The organism is Streptomyces sp. NBC_00510 (genome assembly GCA_036013505.1).
Lineage (GTDB): Bacteria > Actinomycetota > Actinomycetes > Streptomycetales > Streptomycetaceae > Actinacidiphila.
Window position 1 is genome coordinate 6786374 of record CP107851.1, and the last position, 18754, is coordinate 6805127.

At 73.1% G+C, this 18754-nt stretch carries 19 protein-coding genes and 2 pseudogenes; 14 read left to right on the plus strand and 7 right to left on the minus strand.

Annotation, left to right across the window (positions count from 1 at the left end; genetic code table 11):
* Positions 1 to 207: 207 nt before the first annotated feature.
* Together OG937_30590 and OG937_30595 are read left to right on the plus strand one after the other, a co-directional pair.
* Entirely contained in the window at positions 208 to 1218 is a 1011-nt protein-coding gene (locus OG937_30590; protein WUD75732.1) for an NADPH:quinone reductase, read from the plus strand.
* Positions 1219 to 1298: 80 nt separating this feature from the next.
* A complete protein-coding gene (locus OG937_30595; protein WUD75733.1) occupies positions 1299 to 1886 on the plus strand; it encodes a TIGR03086 family metal-binding protein in 588 nt (195 codons plus the stop codon).
* On the opposite strand, the gene OG937_30600 is transcribed toward OG937_30595, so the two are convergent.
* The gene (locus OG937_30600; GenBank protein WUD75734.1) at positions 1873 to 2709 is read right to left on the minus strand and encodes an undecaprenyl-diphosphate phosphatase; all 837 of its coding nucleotides are present in this window, start codon (positions 2707 to 2709) and stop codon (positions 1873 to 1875) included. The genes OG937_30595 and OG937_30600 overlap by 14 nt on opposite strands.
* 320 nt (positions 2710 to 3029) lie before the next feature.
* Between OG937_30600 and OG937_30605 the strand changes: the two are divergent.
* The 6 genes and pseudogenes from OG937_30605 to OG937_30630 all read left to right on the plus strand — a co-directional run bounded on the left by OG937_30605 (position 3030) and on the right by OG937_30630 (position 8842).
* Positions 3030 to 3430: pseudogene (locus tag OG937_30605) on the plus strand (SPW repeat protein).
* A 227-nt stretch (positions 3431 to 3657) separates the two neighbouring features.
* Positions 3658 to 4752, plus strand: coding sequence for a magnesium and cobalt transport protein CorA (locus OG937_30610; GenBank protein WUD75735.1), 1095 nt, complete (start codon positions 3658 to 3660; stop codon positions 4750 to 4752).
* A gap of 26 nt (positions 4753 to 4778) precedes the next feature.
* Positions 4779 to 5954, plus strand: coding sequence for an FAD-binding oxidoreductase (locus OG937_30615; GenBank protein WUD75736.1), 1176 nt, complete (start codon positions 4779 to 4781; stop codon positions 5952 to 5954).
* Positions 5951 to 6259, plus strand: a complete 309-nt coding sequence (locus OG937_30620) for a (2Fe-2S)-binding protein (GenBank protein ID WUD75737.1) — start codon at positions 5951 to 5953, stop codon at positions 6257 to 6259. Before OG937_30615 ends, OG937_30620 begins: the two co-directional genes overlap by 4 nt.
* Before the next feature lie 352 nt (positions 6260 to 6611).
* Positions 6612 to 7946, plus strand: a complete 1335-nt coding sequence (locus OG937_30625) for an FAD-dependent oxidoreductase (GenBank protein WUD75738.1) — start codon at positions 6612 to 6614, stop codon at positions 7944 to 7946.
* Complete coding sequence (locus OG937_30630; GenBank protein WUD75739.1) at positions 7943 to 8842, plus strand: dihydrodipicolinate synthase family protein; 900 nt, start codon at positions 7943 to 7945, stop codon at positions 8840 to 8842. Before OG937_30625 ends, OG937_30630 begins: the two co-directional genes overlap by 4 nt.
* 15 nt (positions 8843 to 8857) lie before the next feature.
* Here OG937_30630 and OG937_30635 read toward each other — a convergent pair.
* Positions 8858 to 9789 (minus strand): annotated as a pseudogene (locus OG937_30635) (IS5 family transposase).
* A gap of 101 nt (positions 9790 to 9890) precedes the next feature.
* Between OG937_30635 and OG937_30640 the strand changes: the two are divergent.
* From OG937_30640 to OG937_30655, 4 genes are all read left to right on the plus strand, one after another.
* The gene (locus OG937_30640) at positions 9891 to 10892 is read left to right on the plus strand and encodes a proline racemase family protein (protein WUD75740.1); all 1002 of its coding nucleotides are present in this window, start codon (positions 9891 to 9893) and stop codon (positions 10890 to 10892) included.
* Positions 10893 to 10950: 58 nt separating this feature from the next.
* Positions 10951 to 11631 (plus strand): GntR family transcriptional regulator, encoded by a 681-nt coding sequence (locus tag OG937_30645; protein ID WUD75741.1) that lies wholly within the window; start codon positions 10951 to 10953, stop codon positions 11629 to 11631.
* Positions 11619 to 12326 (plus strand): (2Fe-2S)-binding protein, encoded by a 708-nt coding sequence (locus OG937_30650; protein WUD75742.1) that lies wholly within the window; start codon positions 11619 to 11621, stop codon positions 12324 to 12326. The genes OG937_30645 and OG937_30650 overlap by 13 nt, the downstream gene beginning before the upstream one ends.
* 128 nt (positions 12327 to 12454) lie before the next feature.
* Positions 12455 to 13249: an SAM-dependent methyltransferase gene (locus OG937_30655; protein ID WUD75743.1), complete on the plus strand. Its 795-nt coding sequence runs from the start codon at positions 12455 to 12457 to the stop codon at positions 13247 to 13249.
* A gap of 14 nt (positions 13250 to 13263) precedes the next feature.
* Here the strand turns inward: OG937_30655 and OG937_30660 are convergent, their stop codons facing one another.
* Complete coding sequence (locus tag OG937_30660; GenBank protein WUD75744.1) at positions 13264 to 13722, minus strand: SRPBCC family protein; 459 nt, start codon at positions 13720 to 13722, stop codon at positions 13264 to 13266.
* Between the two features lie 145 nt (positions 13723 to 13867).
* Here OG937_30660 and OG937_30665 point away from each other — a divergent pair, with 145 nt between their 5' ends.
* Positions 13868 to 14089 (plus strand): hypothetical protein, encoded by a 222-nt coding sequence (locus OG937_30665; GenBank protein WUD78937.1) that lies wholly within the window; start codon positions 13868 to 13870, stop codon positions 14087 to 14089.
* 275 nt (positions 14090 to 14364) lie between these two features.
* On the opposite strand, the gene glnA is transcribed toward OG937_30665, so the two are convergent.
* Positions 14365 to 15777: a type I glutamate--ammonia ligase gene (gene glnA, locus OG937_30670; GenBank protein WUD75745.1), complete on the minus strand. Its 1413-nt coding sequence runs from the start codon at positions 15775 to 15777 to the stop codon at positions 14365 to 14367.
* A 199-nt stretch (positions 15778 to 15976) separates the two neighbouring features.
* Here glnA and OG937_30675 point away from each other — a divergent pair, with 199 nt between their 5' ends.
* Complete coding sequence (locus OG937_30675) at positions 15977 to 16444, plus strand: RDD family protein (GenBank protein ID WUD75746.1); 468 nt, start codon at positions 15977 to 15979, stop codon at positions 16442 to 16444.
* A gap of 94 nt (positions 16445 to 16538) precedes the next feature.
* On the opposite strand, the gene OG937_30680 is transcribed toward OG937_30675, so the two are convergent.
* The 3 genes from OG937_30680 to lipA form a co-directional block, all read right to left on the minus strand.
* Positions 16539 to 17219, minus strand: coding sequence for a DUF4191 domain-containing protein (locus tag OG937_30680; GenBank protein WUD75747.1), 681 nt, complete (start codon positions 17217 to 17219; stop codon positions 16539 to 16541).
* Positions 17220 to 17297: 78 nt separating this feature from the next.
* Positions 17298 to 17531 carry a hypothetical protein gene (locus OG937_30685; GenBank protein ID WUD78938.1) on the minus strand — a complete coding sequence of 78 codons (234 nt, stop codon included), beginning with the start codon at positions 17529 to 17531 and terminating at the stop codon, positions 17298 to 17300.
* Between the two features lie 238 nt (positions 17532 to 17769).
* Positions 17770 to 18744 (minus strand): lipoyl synthase, encoded by a 975-nt coding sequence (lipA, locus tag OG937_30690; protein WUD75748.1) that lies wholly within the window; start codon positions 18742 to 18744, stop codon positions 17770 to 17772.
* Between the last annotated feature and the right edge of the window lie 10 nt (positions 18745 to 18754).

An 18754-nucleotide genomic window follows, 5' to 3' on the forward strand; every position in this document is an offset into this window, starting at 1 on the left:
TGCCTCGCTCCCCGGCGCCAGGGCTCGGCCACCCCGGCGACGTGCGCCGCGTGCCGCTGCCGTACGTACCCGTCGTGGTGCAGCGCGTACAGGGAGTGCAGGACGAGGCGCCGCCGGGGGCGAGGGCGGCCGGCACCGGCCGGCCCTACCCGGACCGGACACGCGCGCGGCGGGAAGAATGCGCCCCGGCGCCGCCTTGTACGGATCATGAAGGCCATCGTGTACACGGAAGGCGGCGGCCCCGAGGTGCTGCGCCTGACCGAGCGGCCGCTGCCGCAGCCGGGTCCTGGCGAGGTACGGGTACGGGTCGAGGTGTCGGGGGTCAACCCGACGGACTGGAAGTCGCGGCGCGGCGGGCCGCCCGCCACGGTCGCGGAGCAGGTGCCGAACCAGGACGGCGCCGGGGTGGTCGACGCGGTCGGGGAGGGCGTCGACCCCGGACGGACCGGTGAGCGGGTGTGGCTGTGGGAGGCCGCCTGGCAGCGGGCGGACGGCACCGCCCAGGAGTACGTGACGCTCCCGGAGGCACACGCCGTGCCGCTGCCCGCGACCGCGTCCTTCGACACCGGCGCGAGCCTCGGGATCCCGGCGATGACCGCGCATCGCGCGCTGACGGTGGCGGAAGGCGGCCCGGCCAGGCTCGCCCCGGGCGTCCTCGGCGGCCGGAACGTCCTGGTCGCGGGCGGTGCGGGCGCGGTCGGCCACGCGGCGATCCAGCTCGCGCGCTGGGCGGGGGCGTTCGTCGTGGCCACGGTCAGCAACCCCTACAAGGCGGAGCTCGCCCGTGCCGCGGGGGCGCACCACGTCGTGGACTACACGGCCCCCGACCCGGCCGCGGAGATCCGCCGCGCCGCGCCGGAGGGCGTGGACATCGTCGTGGAGGTCGCGGTGGCGGTGAACAGCGGGCTCGACCTGGCGGTGCTGGCGCCGAACAGCGTCGTCGCCTACTACGCCGACAACGGCGGCGCCGAGTTCACGCTGCCCGTCAGGGAGACCTTCGCGCGCAATCTGCGCTGGCACGGCGTGCTCGTCTACACCATGCCGGACGCCGCGAAGCGCGAGGCGGTCGCGGCCGTCACCGCGGCCCTGCGGGACGGCGCCCTGCGGTCCGGCGAGGAGTCGGGGCTGCCGCTGCACCGCTTCCCGCTGGAGCGCACCGCCGACGCCCACGCGGCGGTGGAGGAGGGCGTCGTGGGCAAGGTCGTCGTGGACGTGTAGGCCGCGGGCGCGGCGGGCGGCCGCCCGGGCTGTCGCGTTTGTTCAAGACCGGCCGCCGCCCCTGCGCGCAGCATGGCCGCATGACCGAACTGCACGCGTACATGATCGAAGCCGCGGGCGAGGCCGCCCGCGTCGCCCGCGGGGTGGGCGGCGACCCCGCCCGGCTCTCCGCCCCGACGCCCTGCGGGGAGTGGGACACCCGCACGCTGCTCAACCACTGGATCCTCTACACCTCGCACGGCCTGGAGCACCGCGCGCTGCGCAAGCCGCTGCCCGAGGAGCTCACCGCCCGCGACTTCACCGCCGGCCCGGACTGGGCCGGGGCGTACGCGGAGCAGCTGGACCGGGCCGTGGCGGCGTGGGCGGCGCCGGAGGCCTGGGAGGGGGAGGTCGACCTGGGCCATGGGTCGATGCCGGCCGCCGAGGTCGCCTCGATGATCGTCAAGGAGCTCGCCGTCCACGGCTGGGACGTGGCCCGTGCCACCGGCCAGGAGTACCGCTGCGGCGAGGCCCTGGGCGCGTTCGTGCTGGCGGTCGTGGACCGGTACGCCGAGGTCTACCGCCGGTACGAAGGATTCGCCGCGCCCGTCATGCTGGCCGACCCCGCCGCGGCCACCGCCTTCGAGCGGGCCCTGGCCCTGTCGGGCCGTACGCCTACGCGGCGATGACCTCCGTGCCCAGCAGGCCGAAGAGGAGGACGCCGATCACGAGCCGGTAGATGATGAACGCGTTGAACGAGTGCTTGGCCACGAACTTCAGCAGCCAGGCGATCGACGCGTACGCGACGACGAAGGAGACGACCGTCCCGACGACGAGCGGCGCCGTGTCCACCCCGGCGCCGAGCGCGTCCTTCAGCTCGTACAGACCGGCACCGGTCAGCGCGGGGATGCCCAGGAAGAACGAGAGCCGCGTCGCGGCGACCCGGTCCAGGTCGAGGATGAGCGCGGTGGACATCGTCGCGCCGGAGCGGGAGAAGCCGGGGAAGAGCAGGGCGAGGATCTGCGAGGAGCCGACGAGCATGGCGTCCTTGAACGTGGTGTCGTCCTCGCCGCGCTTGTGGCGGCCCATCTGGTCGGCCGCCCACATCACGCCGCTGCCGACGATCAGCGAGCCCGCGACCACCCACAGTGAGGCCAGCGGCCCCTCGATGAGCGGCTTGGCCGCCAGGCCGACGACGACGATCGGGATCGTCGCGAAGATCACCCACCAGCCGAACTTGTAGTCGTGGTGGTACCGCTCCTCGCGGTTGACGATGCCGGTGAACCACGCCTTGCAGATCCGGACGATGTCCTTGAAGAAGTAGACCAGCACGGCCGCGATGGCGCCGGACTGGATGACCGCGGAGAAGGCGACGACGGCCTTGTCGTCCACCGGGATGCCCATCAGGCCCTCGGTGATCTTCAGGTGGCCGGTGGACGAGATCGGGAGGAACTCGGTGACCCCCTCCACGACGCCGAGCACAGCTGCCTGACCGATACTGATGGCGCTCATGGGACCCATCTCTGCGGAGGACGTGGCATACCCGGGCCTGCACCGGCCGGAGCCCTACGGAGTGTAAGAGAAGTCCCGCGCCCCCCGCGAACCAGGTCCGCCCCGACCGCACGCCCCGGCAGGCTGCCACCTCGCGAACAGGGCGGTCGCGCGGGAGCGCGGTCCGGCGGCCTGTCGCGCATGTCACATCACCGGCATCCCATGGGAAAAGGTGATGAAGGTGATGTCTACCGTGAAAAGGCGTGGAAGCGCGATGGTGATGCGGTCGTGCCGCGGCCGCGCAGTCGGTCCGACGTGCAGGCCCGAAGGAGGCGAGTCGTATGGCCGACCTTTCCCACCGGCCAGGTGACATCACCGGTCACCCCGACGTGCACGAGATGCGGGACAGGTACGCCCGCATGCTCGAAGGCGGGCGGGACGTGGCCCTCGTCGACGGGCCGGTGTCCCCGCCGGCCTCTACTGCGCCATCTCCCCCTGGACGGTCCACTTCTCGCGCGTCGGGCTCTGCCTCGCCATGGCGCCGGCCAGGACGTACGGCCTCAGCTGGGCCATCGCGGCCCTCGGCATCTGGATGATCATCTCGCCCTGGGTGGTGTCCACCACCGGCCCCGGCGCGGGGGCGATCGCCAACAACGTGGCGGTCGGCGCGGTCATCTGCCTGCTCGGTCTGGTCGCCGCGTTCACCCTCGGCCGCGGTCGGCGCGACACCCCCGCCATGTGAAGGAGGCAGCGGCGTTCGCACCGCCGCACCCCGCCGGGCCCCTCCCGCCGTGTGCCCTCACCGGCCGGAGGGGCCCGGCGCGTGCGCGGGGGCGGCGCGGGGCGGGAAGAGCGGCGGGAAGCGGAGCGCCCCAAGGCCCGCACGGTGCAAGGACGGTGTGACGGAGGGCTCGAACAGGCCCGGTCGTGGGCAATACTGGCGGCCGCATGCCTGCGTAGGAGCCCTTCATGTCGATGATCAGCAATCTCCGCAAAGCCGTCCGCCTCACCCACGTACGCCAACGGCGTGTGGACCTCAGCCACCCGGCGCGTTCCCCGCTGGGCAGTTCGGTGGTGAACTGCGTGGTCTACATGGACGGACTGCGCCAGGACGACTGCGCCGCGTACGAGGCGATCGCCCGGGTCCGCAAGTCCGGCCGGGGCTTCGTGTGGATCGGGCTCCACGAGCCGTCGGAAGCGGAGTTCGCCGGTGTCGCCGAGCTGTTCGGGCTCCACCCGCTCGCCGTCGAGGACGCCGTGCACGCCCAGCAGCGGCCCAAGCTGGAGCAGTACGGGGACACCCTGTTCACCGTCCTCAAGACCGCCCGCTACGTCGAGCACGACCGGCTCACCGCCACCAGCGAGGTCGTGGAGACCGGCGACGTCATGGTCTTCACCGGCCCCGACTTCGTCATCACGGTGCGCCACGGGGGCCACGGCTCGCTCGGCCCGCTCCGGGAGGGCCTGGAGACGGTCCCCGACCAGCTCGCCAAGGGGCCGGCCGCCGTCCTGCACGCGATAACCGACCACGTCGTCGACCAGTACCTCGCCGTCACCTCCGCGGTCCACGCGGACATCGAGCAGGTCGAGACGGACGTCTTCTCCGACCACCGCGGCCGCGGCACCGACGCCGGCCGGATCTACCAGCTCAAACGCGAACTGCTGGAGCTCAAGCGGGCCGTGGCCCCGCTCGGCCGCCCCCTCCAGCGGCTCGCCGAGGAGCCCCTGCCCGGCATCGAGGCCGACCTGCGGACCTACTTCCGCGACGCCGCCGACCACCTCGCCCGCGCCACCGAGCAGGTCACCTCCTTCGACGACCTGCTCAACTCGATCCTCCAGGCCAACATCGCGCAGGTGTCCATGGCCCAGAACGAGGACATGCGCAAGATCAGCGCCTGGGTCGCCATCCTCGCCGTCCCCACCATGATCTGCGGCCTGTACGGCATGAACTTCGAGCACATGCCGGAACTGCGCTGGACCTACGGCTATCCGCTCGCCGTGGGCGTGATGGTCGTCGCCTGCTTCGTCATCCACCGAGGATTCCGGCGCAACGGCTGGTTGTGAGCAGTGCTGTGTGACATATTACCGGCGTGAGCAAGCCGACGAGCTGCGATGTCGTGGTCGTCGGCGCCGGGATGGTGGGCGCGGCCTGCGCCCTCCACGCCGCGGCGGCCGGGCTCCGCACCGTCCTCGTGGACCGCGGGCCGGTGGCCGGCGGCACCACCGGGGCCGGCGAGGGCAATCTGCTGGTCTCCGACAAGGAGCCGGGTCCGGAGCTCGGACTCGCCCTGCTCTCCGCCCGGTTGTGGCAGGAATTGACGGAACGCCACAACCTGGGTGCGACCGCCGAGTACGAGGCCAAGGGCGGGCTCGTCGTGGCCTCCGGCGCGGACGGACTGCGCGCACTGGAGGACTTTGCCGCCGCCCAGCGACGCAGCGGCGTCGAGGCGGTGCCCGTCCCGGCGGACGGGCTGCGCGAGCTCGAACCCCACCTGGCGGACGGCCTCACCGGAGGCGTGCACTACCCCCAGGACGCCCAGGTGCAGCCCGGGCTCGCCGCCGCCCGCCTCGTCCGCGCCGCCCGCGACCTGGGGGCGCAGGCGCGGCTCGGCACCACGGTGACGGCGGTGCTCCGCGCCCCGGACGGCGCCGTGCGCGGGGTCCGCACCGACCGGGGCGACATCCATGCCCCGGCCGTCGTCAACGCCGCGGGCACCTGGGGCGGCGAGGTGGCCGCCCTCGCGGGAGTGCGGCTGCCCGTACTGCCGCGACGGGGCTTCGTCCTGGTCACCGAGCCCCTGCCGGCGCGCACCGTCCGCCACAAGGTGTACGCGGCCGACTACGTCGCCGACGTCGCCAGCGACTCCGCCGCCCTGCAGACCTCCGCCGTCGTCGAGGCCACCGCCGCCGGCCCCGTCCTCATCGGCGCCAGCCGCGAACGCGTCGGCTTCGACCGCACCTTCTCGCTCCCCGTCGCCCGCCGCCTCGCCGCTCAGGCCCTCGCCCTGTTCCCGGTGCTCCGGGACGTCGCGACGCTGCGCGCCTACACCGGCTTCCGGCCCTACCTGCCGGACCACCTCCCCGCGATCGGCCCCGACCCCCGCGTCCCCGGGCTCCACCACGCCTGCGGCCACGAGGGCGCCGGCATCGGACTCGCCCCGGCCACCGGCCACTTGATCGCGCAGTGCCTCACCGGGGCCCGCCCCGAGCTCGACCTCACCCCCTTCCGCCCCGACCGCTTCCCCGCCGAGGAGGCCACCCCGTGAGCCGACGCAGCCCCCTGCGCCTGGCCCGCGCCGCACCGGGCCCGGGCTTCACCTTCACCTTCGAGGGGCGCGACATCCCCGCCCACCCCGGCCAGTCCGTCGCCGCCGCCCTCTGGTCGGCCGGCGTCCTGTCCTGGCGCACCACCCGCGTCGACGGCGCCCCGCGCGGCGTCTTCTGCGGCATCGGCGTCTGCTTCGACTGCCTCGTCACGGTCAACGGCCGCCCGGGGCAGCGCGCCTGCGTCACCGCCGCCCACCCCGGCGACGTCGTCACCCCGCAGGTGGGCACGGGGGAGCTGCCGTGAGCGCCCGCGTCGAGGCTGCCGCCGGCCTCGTCCCGGTGCGGGCGGCCGGGCCGCGGTGGGCGCCGGCGAAGGCGCGCGGGCAGCGCAATCCTCGGGAGGGGACGACGGGTCCCGCCGCGGACCAGACCGGTCCGTCGGTGACGGCGACGACGTCGCCGGCCGTCCGGGACTCGACCTGCCGGGGCACCGGCAGGTCGGCCGGGACGATCGGGGCGAGCGGCACCGCCGCCGGCGTCGGCGCCGGTGCCGGAGCGGTCGACGGGGGACGGTCGGGGTCGGTGCGGGCTTCGGCAGCGCTCCCGGGGGCGGTCCGCGCGGGGCGTCCCGCATCGGGCCCGCGGGGGAGGCGGGCGTGACCGGGGACAGGTACGGGCTGGCCGTCGTGGGGGCCGGACCGGCGGGGATCGCGGCGGCGCTGGCGGCCGCGGACGCGGGCGTACGGGTCGCCCTGGTCGACGCCGCGCCCCAGGCGGGCGGGCAGTTCTACCGGCAGCCCGCGCCCGGACTCCGGGCGCGCAGGGCACGGGCCCTGCACCACGCGTGGCGCACCTGGCGGGGGCTGCACGGGCGACTGGAGGCCCACCTCGCCACGGGCCGCGTCACCCACCTGCCGCAGCGCCAGGTCTGGTGCATGGAGCCGGGGTTCACCCTCCACACGCTCGAGGCGGGCGCGATCCGGGCGGACGCGGTGGTCCTCGCGACCGGGGGCTACGAGAAGGTGCTGCCGTTCCCCGGCTGGACGCTGCCCGGGGTCGTCACGGCGGGCGGCGCGCAGGCCATGCTCAAGGGCGGCCTGGTGCTCCCCGGCCGTACGGTCGTCGTCGCCGGGACGGGGCCGCTGCTGCTGCCGGTCGCGGCGGGCCTCGCGGCGGCCGGGGCGCGCGTCGCGGCGCTCGCCGAGGCCGCCGACCCGCGTGACCTGCTGCGGCACGCCACCGCCGTACCCCTCGGCAAGGCCGTGGAGGGTGCCGCCTACGCCGTCCGGCTCGCCCGGCACGGGATCCGCGTGCGCTGGCGGCACACGGTCGTCGCCGCCCACGGCGAGGACCGCGTCGAGGCGGTCACCCTCGCCGGGCCCGACGGCGCACGGCGCCGCTTCGCCTGCGATGCCCTCGCCGTCGGCCACGGGCTGTTGCCGCACACCGACCTGGCGGACTCCTTCGAGGTGGACGCGGAACAGCGCACCCCCACCCCCGGCGTCTGGGCCGCGGGCGAGGTGACCGGCGTCGGCGGCGCGGAACTCGCGCTGGCCGAGGGGGAGATCGCCGGCCGTTCCGCCGCCGCCCGGCTGCGCGGCACCGAGCCCGACCCCGCCGCGTGGGCCGCGGCCGCCCGCCGCCGCGAGCGGCTGCGGAGGTTCGCCGCCGTGCTCGACGCCGTCTACCGGCTCCCCGGCGACTGGGCGGAGTCCACCGTCACCGACGACACCCTGCTGTGCCGCTGCGAGGAGGTGCCCGCCGCCGCCGTCCGCGAGGCCGTCCGCGACCTCGGCGCCGGCGACCTGCGCACCGTCAAGCTGCTCACCCGCGCCGGGATGGGCTGGTGCCAGGGCCGCGTCTGCGGCCCAGGCGTCGCCGCCGTCGCCGGTTGCCCCTTCACCGACCCCGGGCGGTCCCTCGCCCGGCCCGTGCCGCTCGGTCTGCTGGCCGGCGGGGCAGAAGAAGAGGAAGAGAGGGAAGAGCCATGAACACCACCCCCGACCGCCCGTGGCGCGGCGTGCTCGTCGCCACCGCCCTGCCGCTGCGCGCAGGTGACCTGTCCGTCGACTACGAGGCCTACGCGGCCCACTGCGCCTGGCTGGTGGCGAACGGCTGCGACGGCGTCGTGCCCAACGGCTCCCTCGGCGAGTACCAGGTCCTGACCCCCGCCGAGCGCGCGCGGGTCGTGGAGACGGCCGTCGCCGCGATCGGCGGCGAGCGCGTCGTACCGGGCGTCGCCGCGTACGGCTCGGGCGAGGCGCGCCGCTGGGCCGAGCACGCCGCCGACGCCGGCTGCTCGGCCGTGATGCTGCTGCCGCCCAACGCCTACCGTGCGGACGAGCGTTCCGTGCACGCCCACTACGCCGAGGTCGCGCGGGCGGGGCTGCCGGTCGTCGCGTACAACAACCCCTACGACACCAAGGTCGACCTGACCCCGCGCCTGCTCGCGGAGCTGCACGGCGCGGGCCACATCCAGGCCGTGAAGGAGTTCAGCGGCGACGTGCGCCGCGCCTGGGAGCTGGCCGAACTCGCCCCGGAACTGGACCTCGTGGTCGGCGCGGACGACGTCCTGCTCGAACTGGCCACCGCGGGCGCCAAGGGCTGGGTGGCGGGCTACCCCAACGCCCTGCCCCGCGCCTGCGGCGAGCTCTTCCGCGCCGCGGTCGCCGGGGACACCGCGACCGCGCTGCCGCTCTACCGGGCGTTGCACCCGCTGCTGCGCTGGGACTCCCGGACGGAGTTCGTCCAGGCCATCAAGGTGTCGATGGACCTCACCGGCCGGTACGGGGGCCCCTGCCGCCCGCCGCGCATGCCGCTGCTGCCGGAGCAGGAGAAGGAGGTCCGGGCCGCCACCGAGGCCGCGATCGCCGCCGGCCTCGCCTAGGACTTGTCCGGCCGATCATGTGCGGAGCCAGATGACGAGGGCTGCTGCGGTGGTTGTGCCGAGGTAGACGTAGCCGCGTTTGTCGTAGCGGGTGGCCACGGCCCGGTGCTGCTTGAGCCGGTTGATGGCTCGTTCGATGGTGTTGCGTTTCTTGTATCGGTCTTCGTCGAAGCCGGGTGGCCGTCCACCGTGTGAGCCTTTGCGCAGGCGGACGGCCTGGCTGTCGGCCTTCTCTGGGATGGTGTGCCGGATGCCGCGACGTCGCAGGTACTCGCGGATGGGTCTGTTGCTGTAGGCCTTGTCCGCCGAGACGCTGTCGGGTTTCTTGCGGGGCCTGCCGGGGCCGAGCTTGGGAATGCGGATCTTGTCCAGCACCTGCTTGAATTGGGTGCAGTCGGCCCGCTGGCCTGGTGTGACGATCAGGGACAGCGGGCGGCAGCGGCCGTCGGCGCTCAGGTGGAGTTTGCTGGTGAAGCCGCCCCGCGAGCGGCCCAGGCCCTCACTTCCCGCACCGCCTCCACCAGGCGGGCGTGCAGGCTCTGCCACGCCGTTTCGCCCTGGTGTTCTTCCTGCTCGGCCCCCTTTGACGCCGGGGCCGGTGGTGGATCGGTGCGGGCGCCGGCCGAGTGCTGATGCGCGCGGACAATGGTGGAGTCCACCGAGACATCCCAGTCGATCTCGCCCGCGGCGTCGGCCGCGGCCTGGACCTGCTGCAGCAGACGTTCCCACGTTCCGTCCGCTGACCACAGCCGGTGCCGTTCATAGACCGTTTTCCACGGCCCGAAGCGTTCCGGCAGGTCACGCCACTGCACACCGGTCCGGACCCGGTGCAAAATCCCGTCGATCACCTGCCGGTGATCCCGCCACCGGCCGCACCGCCGGTTGCTGACCGGCAGGAACGGCCGCAGCCGTTCCCACTCGGCATCACTCAAGTCACCCCGCCCCATGTCCACATCAACGACACGGACGGCGAGTAGTCACATGATCGGCCGGACAAGTCCTAGCCGGGCTCCGGCCCGGCCCCGACCCACGAGGAGGACACACCCCCATGCGCAGCAAACTCGTCCTGCACGCGGTGGACTCCCACACCGAGGGCATGCCCACCCGCGTCGTGACCGGCGGCATCGGCACCGTCCCCGGCGCCACCATGAACGAACGCCGCCTCCACTTCCGCGACCACCTCGACCACATACGGCACCTGCTGATGGACGAGCCGCGCGGCCACGCCGCGATGAGCGGGGCGATCCTGCAGCCGCCGACCCGTCCGGACGCCGATTACGGCGTGATCTACATCGAGGTCTCCGGCTACCTCCCGATGTGCGGGCACGGCACGATCGGCGTGGCGACCGTCCTCGTCGAGACCGGCATGGTGCCGGTGACCGAGCCCGTCACCACGGTCCGCCTCGACACCCCGGCGGGCCTGGTCGTCGCGGAGGTCGCCGTCGACGGCGGCGCGGCGACCGCCGTGACCTTGCGCAACGTGCCCTCGTTCTGCGTCGCGCTGGACCGCAAGGCCGTCCTCGCCGACGGCCGCACGGTCACGTACGACCTCGCCTACGGCGGGAACTTCTACGCGATCCTGCCCCTGGACGCCTTCGGCCTGCCCTTCGACCGCTCCCGCAAGGACGACATCCTCGCCGCGGGCCTCGCGCTGATGGACGCGATCAACGCCGAGGACCCGCCCGTCCACCCGGAGGACCCCACCATCCGCGGCTGCAAGCACGTCCAGTTGCTGGCGCCCGGCTCCACGGCCGTCCGTTCGCGGCACGCCATGGCCATCCACCCGGGCTGGTTCGACCGTTCGCCCTGCGGCACCGGCACGAGCGCGCGCATGGCCCAGCTGCACGCCCGCGGCGAACTGCCCCTCCACCAGGACTTCGTGAACGAGTCCTTCATCGGCACGCACTTCACCGGCCGGCTCACCGGCACCGCCGAGGTGGCCGGTCTGCCCGCCGTGCTGCCGTCCGTCACGGGCCGCGCCTGGATCACCGGTACCGCCCAGTACCTGCTGGACCCGGCCGACCCGTTCCCCGCCGGATTCGTCCTCTAGCCGCCCGGGCACCGATACTGGTCGCATACATGCCACGTCGCAGAGGAGGAGCCACCGCATGGCAGCGCACGACGGGCCCGCCCTGCCCGCCCTGCCCGCCCTCGGCGGGCAGCGTTCCGGCAGCTACCGCGAGCTCGTCGCGGACGCCCTGCGCGCGGCGCTGGTCGCGGGGGAGCTCCGCCCCGGCGAGGTGCACTCGGTGCCCGCGCTGGCGGCCCGCTTCGGCATCTCCGCCACGCCCGTCCGCGAGGCGCTGCTGGACCTTTCCAAGGAGGGGCTGCTCGACCCGGTGCCCAACAAGGGCTTCCGGGTGACCGCGGTCTCCGAGCGGCAGCTCGACGAGTACACCCACATCCGCTCGCTCATCGAGGTCCCGACCGTCACCGGCCTCGCCTCCACCGCCGACGCCACGGCGCTGGAGGCGCTGCGCCCGGCCGCCGAGGAGATCGTCACCGCCGCCGCGGCCGGCGACCTCATCGCCTACGTGGAGGCCGACCGTCGCTTCCACCTCGGGCTGCTCGCGCTCGCCGGCAACGAGCACCTGGTCGAGGTCGTCGGCGACCTGCGCAAGCGCTCCCGGCTGTACGGCCTCACCGCGCTGGCCGAGCGCGGCCTGCTGCGGGCCTCCGCCGAGGAGCACCTGGAGCTGCTGGACGCCCTCCTCGCCCGCGACGGCGCGGCCGTACAGGCCGTCATGACCCGCCACCTCGGGCACGTCAGGGGCCTGTGGGCGCGGTGACCGGCGCCGGCGCCGTGGGACCGGGACCGTTCTTCACCGTGCGCACCGGGCCGGGGGAGCCGCGGGCCGAGGGTTTCGTGCCGCTGGCGCAGGTGTACGCCGGGCGGCCGTCGCCCGCGCTCACCGGCCGGGTGGCGGAGGTCGGGCGGCGCCTGCGCACCTCCGAGCGGCGCGTCGCCGGCTCGCTGGCCCACCAGGGGCTGGCCGCACGGCTGTGGTCCGTCGCGCTCGGCCCGGCGGCGCTGACCGGCCGCATGCCCGACCTGTCCGGCGGACGCCTGTGGTGGCACCCCGGCCGGTCCACCCCGGACGAGCTGTGGCTGCCGGACGACGTCCCGGACGTGCCCGCGGGGCGGCTGCGCGAGGACGTCCTCCACGGCCACCTCGTGCCCCTTTGCGCGGCCGTGCACGCGGTGTCGGGCGTCGCGCCCGGACTGCTGTGGGGCAACGCCGCCTCGGCCCTCGCCGGCACCCTGCGGGTGCTGCACTCCTGGTGCCTGGGGGAGGGCGCGCGGCCCGAGGCGGCCGCCCGCGCCGTCGCGCTGACGGAGGAACTGATGACGGACCCTCTGCTGCGCGACGCCGGCGACCTGCGGCTCAGCGGGGCCGGCGCGCCCGCCTACGCACGCCGCAGCTGCTGCCTGTACTACCGCGTGCCCGGCGGCGGGCTGTGCGGGGACTGCGCGCTGCGCTGAGGGCGGGAAGGCCTTCGTTCGGTCCCTCGACCAGGAACTATCCGCGTGGGCAGAGAAGTTGATGATGTGAAAAGCTGTCGTCAGCGGTGCCGGGTCAGGGCCCGGACGGCCGCCGAGAGGAGCGCAGCGTGATGGAGAACGGCTTCCGCGCCGAGGAGATCGACACCGGCAGGCCGCACCCCGCGCGGATCTACGACTACCTGCTGGGCGGCAAGGACAACTACGAGGTGGACCGCACGGCCGCCGACGCGCTCGCCGCCGCGGCGCCCGAGGTGAGGATCGGCGTCCGCGCCAACCGGGCCTTCATGCGCCGCGCCGTCCGGCACGTGGTCGGCAACGGCGTCCGCCAGGTCCTCGACATCGGCACCGGCCTGCCCACCTCCCCCAACGTGCACGAGATCGCCCAAGAGGTGGCGCCGGACGTCCGCATCGCGTACGTCGACAACGACCCGATCGTGAACACGCACGCCAACGCCCTGCTCAGCCGCTCGGGCGCCACCAGCGTCGTGCTCGCCGACCTGCGCGACCCGCGGGCCGTCCTGGAGCACCCCGACGTCCGCCGGGTCATCGACTTCGACGAACCCGTCGCCCTGCTCCTCGTCGCCGTCCTCCACTTCCTCACCGACGCGGAGAAGCCCGCGGAGGTCGTCGCCACCCTGCGCGACGCGCTCCCAGCCGGCAGCTACGTGGTGCTCTCGCACGCCACCGGCGACTTCGCCGACCGCAGCGACGCCCAGGCCGTCTACAACAACGCCACCGCCACCTTGAACCTTCGCCCCCGCTCCGAGGTCGAGCGGTTCTTCGACGGTCTCGAGCTGGAGGAGCCGGGCCTCGTCCAGGTCCCCTTCTGGCGCCCCGACGCCCCGGTCCCGCCCCGCTCCGCCGAGATCGGCTTCTACGGCGGCGTGGCCCGCCGCGGCTAGCGGGACTCCGCCCTTCAGGCGGGCCGGTCCAGACGCGCGGCAAGGACCCGGGCCCTGGCCTGCTGGACCGCCCCCGCCTGGGAGGCGGCGAAGCGCAGCAGGCCGGGCGGCGTGCGCAGGTGCAGGGTGTCGGTGACGAGGCTGCCGGCCCCGTCGCGGGCGATGGCGAAGCGGTAGCCCATGCGGACCCGAGCGGGGCTGCGCACCTCGCCGGAGATCTCGGCGGCGTGCGGCAGGCGGTCCGGGACGGCGACGAGCGTGACGTCGATGACGTTGTCGTGCCGCAGCAGGCCGAGGAAGCGGAACCGCTCCACGGCCGTGTAGCGCATGGTCCCGCCGCTGCGGCGCACGTCGCGGACGTCGACGAGAAGCGGCGACAGGCCGATGTAGTGCGACGGCTCCGCCAGGTGCGCGAAGACCTCCTCCGGCGGCGCGGCTATCCGGAAGGCGTGCTTCAGTTCGGCGGACGGCATCCCGGACCCTCCTCGACACGGCGGCACATGGCACGGTGATCCTCCCACCGCCCCGCCCCGTACGCGCCCCACTCGGCACCCGGGACCGGGAAAGCCGTCGGCCGGCTCTGGGGTGGGAGGATCCTCCCGGAGGGGGCGCGTGGACATGTTCGAACTGATGGGGTGGCTGGCCGAGCGCGGGGTCACGACCGTGTTCAAGGTCGACGGCGACCGCATGGTCGAGCGTAGGAAGGCATGGATGGTCATCATCAGTGGTGGGCCGCTCGGCGAGGACTCGTTCTTCCGCGCGGACATGGCCACGGCAGACGCATGCCTTGACGCGGTACTCGCTCACCTGGAGAGCAAGGGAATCTCGCCGTTCGCATGACCGGCCGCGCGGATCAGGGCGGGCGTCAGTTGGCCGGTGTTTCATGGGCGCTTGGCTGGCCAGCTCCATGCCCGCACCGTAGTGCGTAGGGCGGAGGAACGGCTTCGGGACCTCGAAGACGTCGGCCTTGCTCTGGCGGAGCACGGCACGCGCCGGGCAGCCGGGCGGCGCGAACGCGCGGGGCCGTCGACCGCGTCTTCCGGATGAGGAAGGACGCAGGCGACGGCCCCGGTACGGCCCCGGAGGGGATGCAGGTGCTGTGACCTGCGGCGTTCTTAGATGTCGAAGTAGAGCTCGAACTCGTGCGGGTGCGGGCGCAGCGCGATCGGCGCGATCTCGTTGGTCCGCTTGTAGTCGATCCAGGTCTCGATCAGGTCGGAGGTGAAGACCCCGCCCTGGAGGAGGAACTCGTGGTCGGCCTCGAGGGACTCCAGGACCGCCGACAGCGAGGTCGGGACCTGCGGGACGCCCGCGTGCTCCTCGGGGGCGAGCTCGTACAGGTCCTTGTCGACGGGCTCGGCCGGCTCGATCTTGTTCTTGATGCCGTCGAGGCCGGCCAGCAGCAGCGCCGAGAAGGCCAGGTACGGGTTGCCGGAGGAGTCCGGGGCGCGGAACTCGATGCGCTTGGCCTTGGGGTTCGCACCCGTGATCGGGATGCGGATGGCCGCGGAGCGGTTGCGCTGCGAGTAGACCAGGTTGACCGGGGCCTCGAAGCCGGGGACCAGGCGGTGGTAGGAGTTCACCGTGGGGTTGGTGAAGGCCAGCAGCGCCGGGGCGTGCTTGAGGATGCCGCCGATGTAGTAGCGGGCGGTGTCGGACAGGCCCGCGTAGCCCTGCTCGTCGTAGAACAGCGGGGCGCCGTTGGTCCACAGCGACTGGTGGACGTGCATGCCGGAGCCGTTGTCACCGAAGATCGGCTTGGGCATGAAGGTCGCGGTCTTGCCGGCACGCCAGGCGACGTTCTTCACGATGTACTTGAAGAGCATCAGGTCGTCGGCCGCGGCGAGCAGCGTGTTGAACTTGTAGTTGATCTCGGCCTGGCCGGCGGTGCCCACCTCGTGGTGCTGGCGCTCGACCTGCAGGCCGGACTTGATCAGCTCCAGGGTGATCTCGGCGCGCAGGTCGGCGAAGTGGTCGACCGGCGGGACCGGGAAGTAGCCGCCCTTGTACTTGACCTTGTAGCCGCGGTTGTCCTGCTCCGCACCGCTGTTCCAGGCGCCGGCCTCGGAGTCGATGTGGTAGAAGGACTGGTTCGCGCTGGTCTCGAAGCGGGCGCTGTCGAAGACGTAGAACTCGGCCTCGGGGCCGAAGTACGCGGTGTCGGCGATGCCGGAGGAGGCGAGGTAGGCCTCGGCCTTCTTCGCCACGTTCCGCGGGTCACGGCTGTACTGCTCGCCGGTGATCGGGTCGTGGATGAAGAAGTTGACGTTGAGCGTGGAGTCCTTGCGGAACGGGTCCAGCTTGGCCGTGGACAGGTCCGCGATCAGCGCCATGTCGGACTCGTGGATGGCCTGGAAGCCGCGGATCGAGGAGCCGTCGAACATCAGCTGCTCGTCCGGGTCGAAGGACTCGACCGGGACCGTGAAGTGCTGCATCACACCGGGCAGGTCGCAGAACCGGACGTCCACGAACTTGACGTCGTTGTCCGAGATGAACTTCTTCACCTCGTCGGCGTTTTGGAACGACATCCAACTCCTCCTTGGCCCGGCCCGGGAGGCCGGATTGCAGCTCATGGGTGCGACCAGTGCGGTGGCGCACGTTGGTGCCGACCATAGAGATCGGGCATTTCCCTCTCGTGACCCATTTGTTTCTTGCAGGTTAACCGAGCCGCCGCACGGGTGCCGGGTCGGACGCGGGGGCCCCGGGGCGGGGGGTTACCGTGGAGCCGTGGACAACAGGGATGTCATCGGATCGTGGATCGAGGGCCCGAAGGCCGCCGCGGAGCGGATGGGCGTCGACTTCGGCTACCGCGGGAAGCGCCTCGGGCTGCCGGAGGAGGGCCCCGGCTCTATCGCCCCGGTCGGCCGGCGCATCGCGGCCCTCTTCATCGACTGGGGCCTGTGCGCGGTGATCGCATACGGGCTGATCGCGCACCGTGACGCGGCCGCGGCCAATCCGTGGACCACGGTGGTCTTCGGCCTCATGAGCGTGCTGCTGCTGGGCACCGTCGGCACCACCCCGGGCAAACGCCTGCTGCGGCTGCGCGTGGTCCGGGAGGACGGCGGGCGGCTGGGCCTGGGCGCGGCGGCGCTGCGGACGCTGCTGCTCCTGCTGGTCATCCCGGCGGTGGTCTGGGACCGCGACACCCGCGGCATGCACGACCGGGCCGTGAAGGCGGTCCAGATCCGGATGTGACCGCGGCCGCGGATGTGACCGCGGCGCACACCACGCGAAGTGCCCCGGACGAATCGATTCGTCCGGGGCACTTCGCGTTCCGTTTCGTATGCGATCAGCGGCCCTTCGGCATCCGCATGCCCTTGGGGAGCGGGCCCTTCGGCACCGGCATGTTGCTCATCAGGTCGCCCAGCGCCCGCAGCCGGTCGTTGACCTCGGTGACCTTGGGGCCGGGCAGGACCCGCGGCAGCTTCAGCAGGGTGGTGCGGATCTTCTTCAGCGGCACCTGGCCCTCGTCGTTGCCCACGACGAAGTCGGTGACCGGGACGTCGACGACGATGCGCGCCATCTTCTTCTTCTCGGAGGCCAGCAGGCCCTTCACCCGGTTCGGGTTGCCCTCGCCGACCAGGACGATGCCGGCCTTGCCGACCGCGCGGTGCACGACGTCCTGGCTGCGGGTCATCGCGACCGCGGGCGTCACCGACCAGCCGCGGCCGACGTTGTCCAGCACCGCCGCCGCGGCGCCGGGCTGTCCGTCGAGCTGGCCGAACGCGGCCTTCTCGGCACGACGCCCGAAGATGACCGCCATCGCCAGCAGGGCCAGCAGGAAGCCCAGGATGCCCGCGTAGATCTCGTGACCGATCAAGAAGCCGATGGCGAGGATGACACCGAAGGTGACGATTCCCACAGCCGCAAGGACGAGACCGACCTTGGAGTCGACCCGCCTGGTCATCTTGTAGGTCTGGGCGATCTGCTTGAGGCGCCCAGGGTTGCTCTCGGATGTTTCCCTCGCCATGCCGCACAGGATACGTGGCCCGCGCGTCCCGGGCCCCACCGGAGGGGGTCCGGTTTTCGCCCGGAGGCTCCGCGGGGTCTAGAGGACGTCGCCGCGCGGGGCGCGCGAGGAGACCAGGGCGTCCATCACGTGCTGGGCGTCGCGGCGGTCCTTGGCGCGCTTGCGGTCCTCCAGGACGGCGGACCAGGCGTTGCGGCGGGCCGTCTCCTCGGCGCCGCGGAACAGGAAGTACTCCACGGCGCGCAGCGCGCCGGCGGCGGCGCCGGGGATGGTGGTGCTCTGGCGGTGGAGGTGTGCGGCCTCGGCCTGCATGGTGGTGTCCCCCTCAGGACGGCTCAGACGCGGGTGGATGTTCCGCTTATCCAGAGTCACCACATTGTGTTACCAGTCCGTGACCGGTCGGTCAAACCGTCGTGAAACCCCGGCGGTGGCTTTGCGCCGTTCTCCGCGGACGCACCGCACGTCAGGGACGCGTCAGGGGCCCCCGCGGGGGCCCCTGACGTGACGAACCGCACGTTCCGGCGGTGATCCGCAGGTCACCGCAGCGTGATCAGACCGCCTGTACGGCGACGACCTCGCCGCGCTCGCCGCGGCGCTCGACGGCCTGCTGGAAGAGCCGGCCGGCCCGGTACGAGGAGCGCACGAGCGGGCCCGACATGACACCGGCGAAGCCGATCTCCTCGGCCTCCTCCTTCAGCTCCACGAACTCCTGGGGCTTCACCCAGCGCTCCACCGGGTGGTGCCGCAGGCTCGGACGCAGGTACTGGGTGATGGTGATCAGCTCGCAGCCCGCGTCGTGCAGGTCCTGCAGCGCCTGGCTGACCTCGGCGCGCTCCTCGCCCATGCCGAGGATGAGGTTGGACTTGGTCACCAGGCCCGCCTCGCGGGCCTTGGTGATGACCTCCAGCGACCGCTCGTAGCGGAAGCCGGGGCGGATGCGCTTGAAGATCCGCGGCACGGTCTCCACGTTGTGGGCCAGCACCTCGGGACGGGCGCCGAAGACCTCGGCGAGCTGCTCGGGCACCGCGTTGAAGTCGGGGATCAGCAGCTCGACCTTGGTGCGGCCGTCGGCCCGGTCGGCGGTCATGGCGTGGATCTGCCGCACGGTCTCGGCGTACAGCCAGGCGCCGCCGTCCTCCAGGTCGTCGCGGGCGACGCCGGTGATCGTGGCGTAGTTCAGGTCCATGGTGACGACGGACTCGCCGACGCGGCGCGGCTCGTCACGGTCGAGGGCCTGCGGCTTGCCGGTGTCGATCTGGCAGAAGTCACAGCGCCGGGTGCACTGGTCGCCGCCGATGAGGAAGGTGGCCTCGCGGTCCTCCCAGCACTCGAAGATGTTGGGGCAGCCCGCCTCCTGGCACACCGTGTGCAGACCCTCGCGCTTCACCAGGCCGTGCAGCTCGGTGTACGCGGGACCCATCTTGGCCCGGGTCTTGATCCACTCGGGCTTGCGCTCGATGGGGGTCTGGCTGTTGCGGACCTCCAGACGCAGCATCTTGCGGCCTTCAGGTGCGACAGCGGACACGTCCGACTCC